This window comes from Neorhizobium sp. P12A (assembly GCF_008365395.1).
Classification (GTDB): Bacteria; Pseudomonadota; Alphaproteobacteria; order Rhizobiales; family Rhizobiaceae; genus Rhizobium.
The window spans coordinates 1-7,732 of record NZ_QOVX01000053.1 but is presented as its reverse complement, the minus strand read 5'-3'; the positions used below and the strand labels follow the sequence as shown (position 1 = coordinate 7,732).

The following is a 7,732-nucleotide window of genomic DNA, read 5'->3' as shown; positions in this document are numbered from 1 at the left end:
TGCCGAATAGCCGGCCATCAGCGGAATGGCCGAGAGGCCGACGACGCTGCTGACGTTTGCGATCGTGCCGGAGCGGCGCGCCACGAACTGCGGCGTGAAGGCGCGCAGGACACGCAGTGTGCCGAAGTAATTCGTGCGCATGTCGTCTTCGATCGTGCTCCAGTCGCTGTCGGCGTAGTTACCGAAGGCGAGCGTGCCGGCGTTGTTGACGAGTATGTCGACATCCGGAGCGGCGGCTGCCGCGGCGTCGATCGACGTATCGCTGGTGATGTCGAGAGCCAGCGGGACGACGCGCGCGTCGTCAAAAGAAGGAAGGGCTTTCGGATCGCGTGCGGTCGCGTAGACCTTCGCCGCGATTAGCGAGCAAGATCTCAAAGCAAAAATGCAGGACCTTTTAGCCGACGCGACGGAAGAGCTCGGAGCGCAAGGTGGCTCTGTCTAAACGATATTCAATGGTCTGGAGATCCATGCAGGCCTCTTTTGGCAAATGTCACCGAACTCCTTTCGGCCCTCGACCATGATCGTCCATTCCACTGCCATCGTCGCCTCCATCCCGGTTTCCGCTCCCGTAGCGGCGCCACGCTAGATCTCCTGCGGCTGCCCCTTTAACCAGTCAAGCGGCGCGCGAACGGGCTTCGGCTCGGCGCGACCTACGACTGATGCGCTCATCCAAAGAAGGGCGGCCATCCGGTAGACAGCCGCGCGAATGGCAGGAGGAATTCAGCTTGTTGAATTGCGTTCTGATTTGATCCTTTTCTCCGCCTGACGGTGACTCGGTTCGGCAGAGACAAACCCATGAAATATTTAATTATTTTGAAACACCCGTGGATCATTGCGAAGCAGTCATTTGGGGGATCCAGAATGGAATTCAACAGTAGCGGTCGTCCCGACGATATCGCCGGTGCCGTGGTGTGGCTGGCAAGCTCGCACGCCGTTCGTCACCAGCCAAAGCCTCGTAGTGGATGGCGGTTACAAGATCGCCGGCATGCGTTAATGGCGACAACGAGTTAGCGTCCGCTTTATTCGTATTTTATTAAATATGTCGGCGAATACTTCCACCCGGGGGGCGATCGAGACCTGGATAGACGAGTTGATCTCGTGACAACAGAACGGAGACGGCCATGTACAAGTGCACCGTGCTAATCGTCGAAGACGAGCTTCTGATCCGAATGGTGCTCGCAGACACCCTTGACCACGAAGGTTATGACGTCATCGAAGCGGGAAACGTGCTAGAAGCTATCGCTGTTCTCGGCCATAGAAAGGTCGACGCGGTGATCACCGATGTCGACATGCCCGGCGGACTGAGCGGTCTTGATCTCGCGCGGATGATTTCGTCCACCCACCGGAATGTGCCTGTCATCATCGCTTCTGGCGGCCATCGGTTTCTACCCGAGGAGCTGTCATCCGACGCCGTCTTCATACCTAAACCGTATGGTATGAACGCCATCGCAGCGCTGGTCGGTGACATGACCGCGGCAGTTAAACGCAAGATGGCTAGCTGAACTCCTTTGAGCGAGCGCTTGGAACCACGTCAGGCGGACACTGAACGTCCTTCTTCGCCGAATAGGCGTTGCTTCGCCAGCGTGCCCGTATGGACGAATTCCAGTATGAGGGAAGGGACTAAGTCGCGTGTAGGAAGGTCGCAGGTGACTCTCGCCTGTCCTATACGGCCAATCATTCATCGAGAATACTTCCCACGAAGTCGGCGAACGCACGAGCCTTGGCGCTTGCCATCCGCCCTGACGGGTACACCGCCCAAAGATCAATCGTCGGAAGCGACCAGTCTGGCAGCAGGCGGGTAACGGCGCCGCTCGCTAGTTCCGGGGCAAACATCCAGTCAGATGTTACCGCCAGTCCCATGTCGGCGAGAACACCGGCGCGGATTCCTTCCGCGGCGCTGAGTCTCACGCGACCACGTACAGTCACGGACGCTTCCGATTCACCACGCTTGAATGTCCATGTATCATCCAGCTGACTGTAAATCAGGGCGTGATGATTGACCAGGTCGCCAGGTTGTCAATCGGCGTCGTAACGGGACCCCTTATCGGCTCCCAAAAGGGACCCCTGCCTCTGGTTGCATAGGGTCAGCGCGCGTAGGCCCGGAGCTTTCCATTTAGCGCAGGGGCCTGCGGGCGCGGGTTGTTTGTCTTTTCGGCTTTAGCTTTGAGAGCGGCTTTTAAAGCGCCAGGATTCGTTCCCGGTTTCCACGATCTCGCAATGGTGTGTGAGCCTGTCGAGTAGTGCAGCGGTCATTTTGGCATCGCCGAATACGGCCGGCCACTCGCCGAAGGCCAGGTTCGTCGTGACGATGATCGATGTCCGCTCGTAGAGCCTGCTGATGAGATGGAAGAGGAGCTGGCCGCCCGCTTGGGCAAATGGGAGATAGCCCAGCTCGTCCATGATGACGAAGTCGAGCCTGGTGATGAAGTCAGCCAGCCGTCCCTGCTTGCCGCTACGTGCCTCCGTCTCGAGCCGATTGACGAGGTCGACGACGTTGAAGAAGCGGCCTCGTGCTCCGTTGCGGATCAAAGCACGGGCAAACGCGATGGACAGGTGGGACTTCCCCGTGCCGGTTCCGCCGACCAGAACGATATTGTGCTGCTCGGCGAGGAAGGCCCCGGTTGCGAGTTGGCGCACCAGGCCTTCGTTGACCGGCGTGTCGGTGAAGTCGAAGTCGTCGATGTCCTTGGCCAGCGGCAACTTGGCGACGGTGATCTGGTATTTGATGGAGCGCGCCTGTTTCTCGGCGATCTCCGACTGAAGCAGGTCACCGACGATGCGCGGCGGTTCGTGCTGTCGCTTGATGCCGGATGCCATGATCTCGTCATAGGCGCTGCGCATGCCGAACAGCTTCAGCGTGCCCATCATGTCGAGGATTTGGGATCGTTCCATATCAGCTTGCCCTCCTGAGGCTGTCGTAACGGGCGCAATCGGCCAGAGGCTCGTGGGTCAGGCGAAGCGCATCGGGAATGGAAAGGATGGCGGCCGGCTGCGGATCACGCTTGCGGGCCAGGATGTTGATGATGACGGCAGCCGAGAATACGCCCTGATCGAGCGCCTCCTGGCAGGCCGCTTCGACGGCGGGAAGACCGTCCAGGCCCACACATTCGAGGATCGACACCATCTGCCGGTCGCCGTCATGCATGGCCTTCAGCCGGCGGCGCACCTTCTCCATGGCGGCGGGCAAAACCCAGCCGTGGAACGGCGCACCGTTGCGCAGTGCTCCCGGCTTGCGGGTCAGGACCGGCACGTAATGCCAGGGATTATAGATCGTCTCGCCACGGCCGAAGCAACGCTCGTGTTGGCCGATCTCCACGCCATCCTGCCGGATGACGATGCGATCGGCATAGGCATGTATCTCGGCCGGGCGGCCGACTGCCGTGGACAGCACCGAGTATTTGTTGTTGTCGAAACGGACGAGGCAGGTCTTGCCGATCGAGGCTTGCACCGCGTGGAAGCCATCGAACTTGCCGGGATAGCCGACCAGGTGCGGCCGTTCCCCATCGAACACCTCCCAGATCGTGCGCTCCGTTTGATCGACATGCTTATGGGCGCGGGCATAGCTAATGCACTTGTCCAGCAACCAGCCATTCAGCTCATCGTAGGATTTGAAGCGAAGACGTGGGGTAAAGAAGCGTTCTCGCACCAGATTGACCTGGTTCTCGACCTGGCCCTTCTCCCACCCCGACGCCGGCGTGCAGGCCACCGGCTCGATCAGGTAATGGCTGCACATCTGTAGGAAGCGGCGATTGTATTGCCGTTCCTTGCCGACGAAGACCGTCTCCACCGCGGTCTTCATGTTATCGTAGATGCCGCGCGTGCAGGCCCCGCCGAAGAACGCGAATGCCCGGTCATGGGCATCGAAGACCATCTCCTGCGTCTCGCGCGGATAGGCTCTCACATACATCATCCGGCTGTGGCAGAGCCGGACATGCGCCACCTTTACCGTCGTCGTCACGCCGTTCAGCACGATGATCTCGTGGCTCCAGTCAAACTGGTAAGCCTCGCCCGGCGCATAATAGAGCGGCACGTAGGCTTCCGCCGTTACGGAGCCGCGTTCCTTCGCCCAGGTTCGGGCGTAACGCCGGACTGTGTCGTAACCGCCCTCGTAGCCGAGGTCGCGCAAGTCCTCGAATATCCGGATCAGCGTCAGCCGTTCGCGAGAGGATTTGGCATCATTGGCGAGCAGTATTCCATCGAGCTGATCGCGCCAGGGGCCGAGCTTCGGCTGAGGTTGACGGGTCCGCTCGTATTTGAACTCCGTCTCATCGCTGCGCAAAACCTTCCGCACCACTTTCCGCGATATGCCAAGCTCCCGGCAGATCGCCTTGATCGACTTGCCCTGCACACGGGAAAGCCGCCGTATCTTTAGAATTGTCTCCACAACAAGCATCCAAATAAAAAGCCTCCGATGAAACCGGAGGCTGTTGTAACCCCATCGCAGATGGGGGTCCCATTTGGACGCCGATCACCCCATGTGCGGGGTCCTTATTCCATGCCTAATCACACCAGGTATCACGGGCGTACCCGTTCGCGCGAGATAAGCGGGAGTAGCGACGACAGATCGGGCGCCGGTCGCGAGCTTGCGCGCGACCGCTGTGGAATCCGACATTGCTCCCATGCGTAGCGCAATGTCGATGCCTTCGGCGACGACGTCGATCACACGATCGTCGAGAAGGATATCGATGTCGAGCAAGGGATGTTGCGCCAGGAATTCCGGTAGTTTCGGGATAAACATCAGCCGAGCGAAGGTGGTCGCGGCGGAAACCCGCAGCTTTCCTGACAAGCCCGCACCGGCGCCGCGGGCTTCGAGTTCCGCTTCATCGACTTCTTGAATAGCGACTCGGGCACGCTCATAAAAACGAAGGCCGGCATCCGTCGGTGCGAGCGAATGCGTCGATCGTATCAGCAGACGCACCTGAAGCCAGTCTTCGAGCTGGGCCACGGTCTTAGACACCGCCGGCTGCCCAACGCGCATCTGCCGTGCCGCTCCTGAGAACGTGCCGGTTTCAACGACGCGAACGAAGGTCATCATCGCCTGCAGTCGGTCCATCATTCCTCCACGGAATAGCCGTTATCACTTCGCGCAGTCTGCCGGACCATTCATGGAATAGCAATACTCCTACCCATCAACGACGAGGAAGTTTGGCCCCGATCGTTGGGTGAGTTCAACAGTGCCGCCGATGGCGGTCTTTTAGGAGCATGCTATGTCTGGTCTCGAAGGTAAGGTCGCAGTCATCACCGGCGGTTCAAGCGGTATCGGGTTGGCGACCGCCAAGCGATTTGTTCGCGAGGGTGCCCACGTCTTCATCACCGGGAGGCGTCAGGCCGAGCTGGATAAGGCGAAGGCCGAAATCGGCAGGAACGTCACCACCGTGCAGGGCGATGTCGCCAGCCTCGCCGATCTCGACCGGCTTTATGATGCTGTCAAAGCGGAAAAAGGAGCCGTTGACATCGTCGTCGCAAACGCGGGCTTCATCGAGCATGCGAAGATTTTCGACCTCTCGGAAACCCACTACGACAAGACCATGGACATCAACGTCAAAGGCGTTGTCTTCACGGTGCAGAAAGCCTTGCCGCTCATGAACCGGGGTGGCTCGATCATTGTCGTCTCTTCGATCGTCAACGTGAAAGGCATTCCCGCTCACGGCACCTACACTGCCGCCAAGGCGGCCGTTCGCGGTCTCGTGCGCGTCTGGGCTCAGGAGCTGAAAGACAGGGGTATTCGGGTCAATACGCTGAGCCCTGGGGCAACAGAGACACCGATTATTCGTGGGCAGTTCGAGAGCGACGAAGCTTCCGACGCGGCCAAGGGTGTATTTGCTTCAATGACCCCACTCGGCCGTCTTGGTCTTCCGGAGGAACTCGCGGCTGGCGCCTACTTCCTGGCCTCGGACGAGTCCTCCTATGTCACCGGTATTGATCTGCCTGTTGATGGCGGCCTCGCTCAGGTCTGACCTCCAGGTCGTGATCATCTGCCCGCGGCTGGTTTTGCCCGCGGGCAACCCTCAACAAGATTTATTCTCCATAGAGGAGCAAAGACATGTCTACCTACTTCGTCATGATCCGTGAGCACACAATCGATCCGGCCTCCCTGGCTGAATATGGCCCACGCGCCGCGCTCGCTGCCCAAGGGCATTCGCTAAAGCCTCTCGCTGCCTATGGTGCGCTGGATCAAGTTGAAGGAGATGCCATTGAAGGGGCAGTAGTCCTTGAGTTCCCGGATATGGCAGCCGCTCGCGCCTGGTACGACAGCCCGTCCTATCAGGCCGCTCTCAAGTTCCGACATGCTGGATCCGGTTCTAAAGCCTTTTTTATCGAGGGGGTGTGAAAGACGGTTGACGCGAGCAAGGATCGCCCGCCGGCGGGCCACCGCCGCTGACCGACGGTAGGCTCAACCCGCTCTAGCCACGTAATGTCGCAGCCTATACTCAACTAAACTGTGCCATCGCTTGTCTCTTTGTATGGTTTAGCGAGAAGCACGGCATCTGCGATCAATTCGCGTCCGTTGATCGACGGGGAAGAGGTCGATGTGATAATGACCGCCCATCGATTGCCGGGCACGTCCGGGGCCGATTTCGCTGTGGCGTGTCCGCGGCCGGCAACCGGACCTGGGGATCGTGTTTTCATCGTAGCTAGCGGCATTCCGCAGGTGCAACGGGTCGCCCCGATAAGTGAGCGCCCCAAAACTCAGGAGCCATGGGGCGGCCGGCTTCGGTGTTGTGCCTCGGCCAGGATCAGATCACGCGGCCAAGGAATTCGTGGACGCGACCGGCGATCTCGCCACCCTTGTCGGCGAGGGCACAGTGGCCGCTGTCGAGCAGATGCAGCTCTGCCTTGGGGAGGACACTGAGATACTTCTGCTGGTTGTCCCCGTTGAACAGGATATCGTTCTTGCCGGTTACAATCAGCGTCGGCGGCTGCTGCGCCTTCAGGAAGTTCTGTGCGTTCTGCAATACGGGACCATTGGTGCGAATGTCATAGAGCAGGTCGAGCGATGCATCGCCAGCGCGGGGACGGAGCAGCATTGCATATTCCGACTGATACTGCTCGGGGTCGATTGCCGATGGATCGCTGACGCCGTTGACATAGAGGCCGCGGACAACATCGAGGGTATGATAGTGCTCACCAGCCTTCTGGCGGCTGTCTGCGGACCCAGTCTGCCAGTACGGGAGGATCGGTCCGAACCACGGGCTTTCGGCGAAGAACAGCGGATTGTTCTGTGCAATCAGCGCCTTCATGCGGCCCGGCGATTTCATGGCGACGCGGTAGCCGACGAGCCCGCCGAAGTCAGTCGCATAAAGGGCGTACTGCTTGATGCCGACCTTGTCGACGAACTTGCCAACGACCTCGCCGAGGTTGTCGAAGCTGTATTTGAAGCTCGAGTTGGAAGGAATGGCGCTGTTGCCGAAGCCCGGATAGTCCGGTGCGAAGACGTGATACTTGCCGGCCAGTTCCTCGATTAGCTCACGGAACATCGCGGACGACGACGGCCAGCCGTGCAGCATGAGAACGACAGGAGCACCCGGCTTGCCGGCTTCGCGGTAGAAGACGGAGAGACCGTCGATATCGACGGTCTTGTAGTGGACCTGATGAGCGGCTTTGCCCGGAAGCGCCGCCTTCGTTTCAGGGGTGTTGGACTTGGCGAGGCCGGAGGTGGCGCTGGCAGCAATCACGGCTGCTGAACCAGCGAGGACACTCGTAGCGAAGAAACGACGTGTGATCATGATTT

7 protein-coding genes and 2 pseudogenes are annotated in these 7,732 nt (G+C 59.6%); 3 read left to right on the top strand and 6 right to left on the bottom strand.

What is annotated here, in order from left to right; genetic code table 11:
- Positions 1 to 375 (bottom strand): SDR family NAD(P)-dependent oxidoreductase (locus tag DTW90_RS36670; RefSeq protein ID WP_210251472.1); only part of this gene is annotated, 375 nt, incomplete at its 3' end.
- A gap of 746 nt (positions 376 to 1,121) precedes the next feature.
- Here DTW90_RS36670 and DTW90_RS36665 point away from each other — a divergent pair.
- A complete protein-coding gene (locus DTW90_RS36665) occupies positions 1,122 to 1,502 on the top strand; it encodes a response regulator (protein ID WP_149345016.1) in 381 nt (126 codons plus the stop codon).
- A 172-nt stretch (positions 1,503 to 1,674) separates the two neighbouring features.
- On the opposite strand, the gene DTW90_RS36660 is transcribed toward DTW90_RS36665, so the two are convergent.
- The 4 genes and pseudogenes from DTW90_RS36660 to DTW90_RS36645 form a co-directional block, all read right to left on the bottom strand.
- On the bottom strand, positions 1,675 to 2,004 hold the full coding sequence (locus DTW90_RS36660) for a LysR substrate-binding domain-containing protein (RefSeq protein ID WP_348642691.1): 330 nt from the start codon (positions 2,002 to 2,004) through the stop codon (positions 1,675 to 1,677).
- 153 nt (positions 2,005 to 2,157) lie between these two features.
- Positions 2,158 to 2,892 (bottom strand): IS21-like element helper ATPase IstB, encoded by a 735-nt coding sequence (gene istB / locus DTW90_RS36655; RefSeq protein WP_149345014.1) that lies wholly within the window; start codon positions 2,890 to 2,892, stop codon positions 2,158 to 2,160.
- Positions 2,825 to 4,393: pseudogene (gene istA, locus DTW90_RS36650) on the bottom strand (IS21 family transposase). Before istA ends, istB begins: the two are co-directional and overlap by 68 nt.
- Positions 4,394 to 4,519: 126 nt before the next feature.
- A pseudogene (locus tag DTW90_RS36645) lies at positions 4,520 to 5,053 on the bottom strand (LysR family transcriptional regulator); the annotation flags it as partial.
- 154 nt (positions 5,054 to 5,207) lie between these two features.
- Here DTW90_RS36645 and DTW90_RS36640 point away from each other — a divergent pair.
- Both DTW90_RS36640 and DTW90_RS36635 read left to right on the top strand, forming a co-directional pair.
- Positions 5,208 to 5,957: an SDR family oxidoreductase gene (locus DTW90_RS36640; protein ID WP_149345010.1), complete on the top strand. Its 750-nt coding sequence runs from the start codon at positions 5,208 to 5,210 to the stop codon at positions 5,955 to 5,957.
- Between the two features lie 86 nt (positions 5,958 to 6,043).
- Positions 6,044 to 6,331 (top strand): DUF1330 domain-containing protein, encoded by a 288-nt coding sequence (locus DTW90_RS36635; protein WP_149345008.1) that lies wholly within the window; start codon positions 6,044 to 6,046, stop codon positions 6,329 to 6,331.
- Positions 6,332 to 6,737: 406 nt separating this feature from the next.
- Here the strand turns inward: DTW90_RS36635 and DTW90_RS36630 are convergent.
- On the bottom strand, positions 6,738 to 7,732 hold a 995-nt coding region (locus DTW90_RS36630), incomplete at its 5' end, for an alpha/beta hydrolase (protein ID WP_149345006.1).

Coding starts and splice junctions, on each gene's coding strand:
- DTW90_RS36665 (WP_149345016.1), top strand. CDS start 1,122: ATGTACAAGTGCACCGTGCTAATCGTCGAAGACGAGCTTCTGATCCGA.
- istB (WP_149345014.1), bottom strand. CDS start 2,892: ATGGAACGATCCCAAATCCTCGACATGATGGGCACGCTGAAGCTGTTC.
- DTW90_RS36640 (WP_149345010.1), top strand. CDS start 5,208: ATGTCTGGTCTCGAAGGTAAGGTCGCAGTCATCACCGGCGGTTCAAGC.
- DTW90_RS36635 (WP_149345008.1), top strand. CDS start 6,044: ATGTCTACCTACTTCGTCATGATCCGTGAGCACACAATCGATCCGGCC.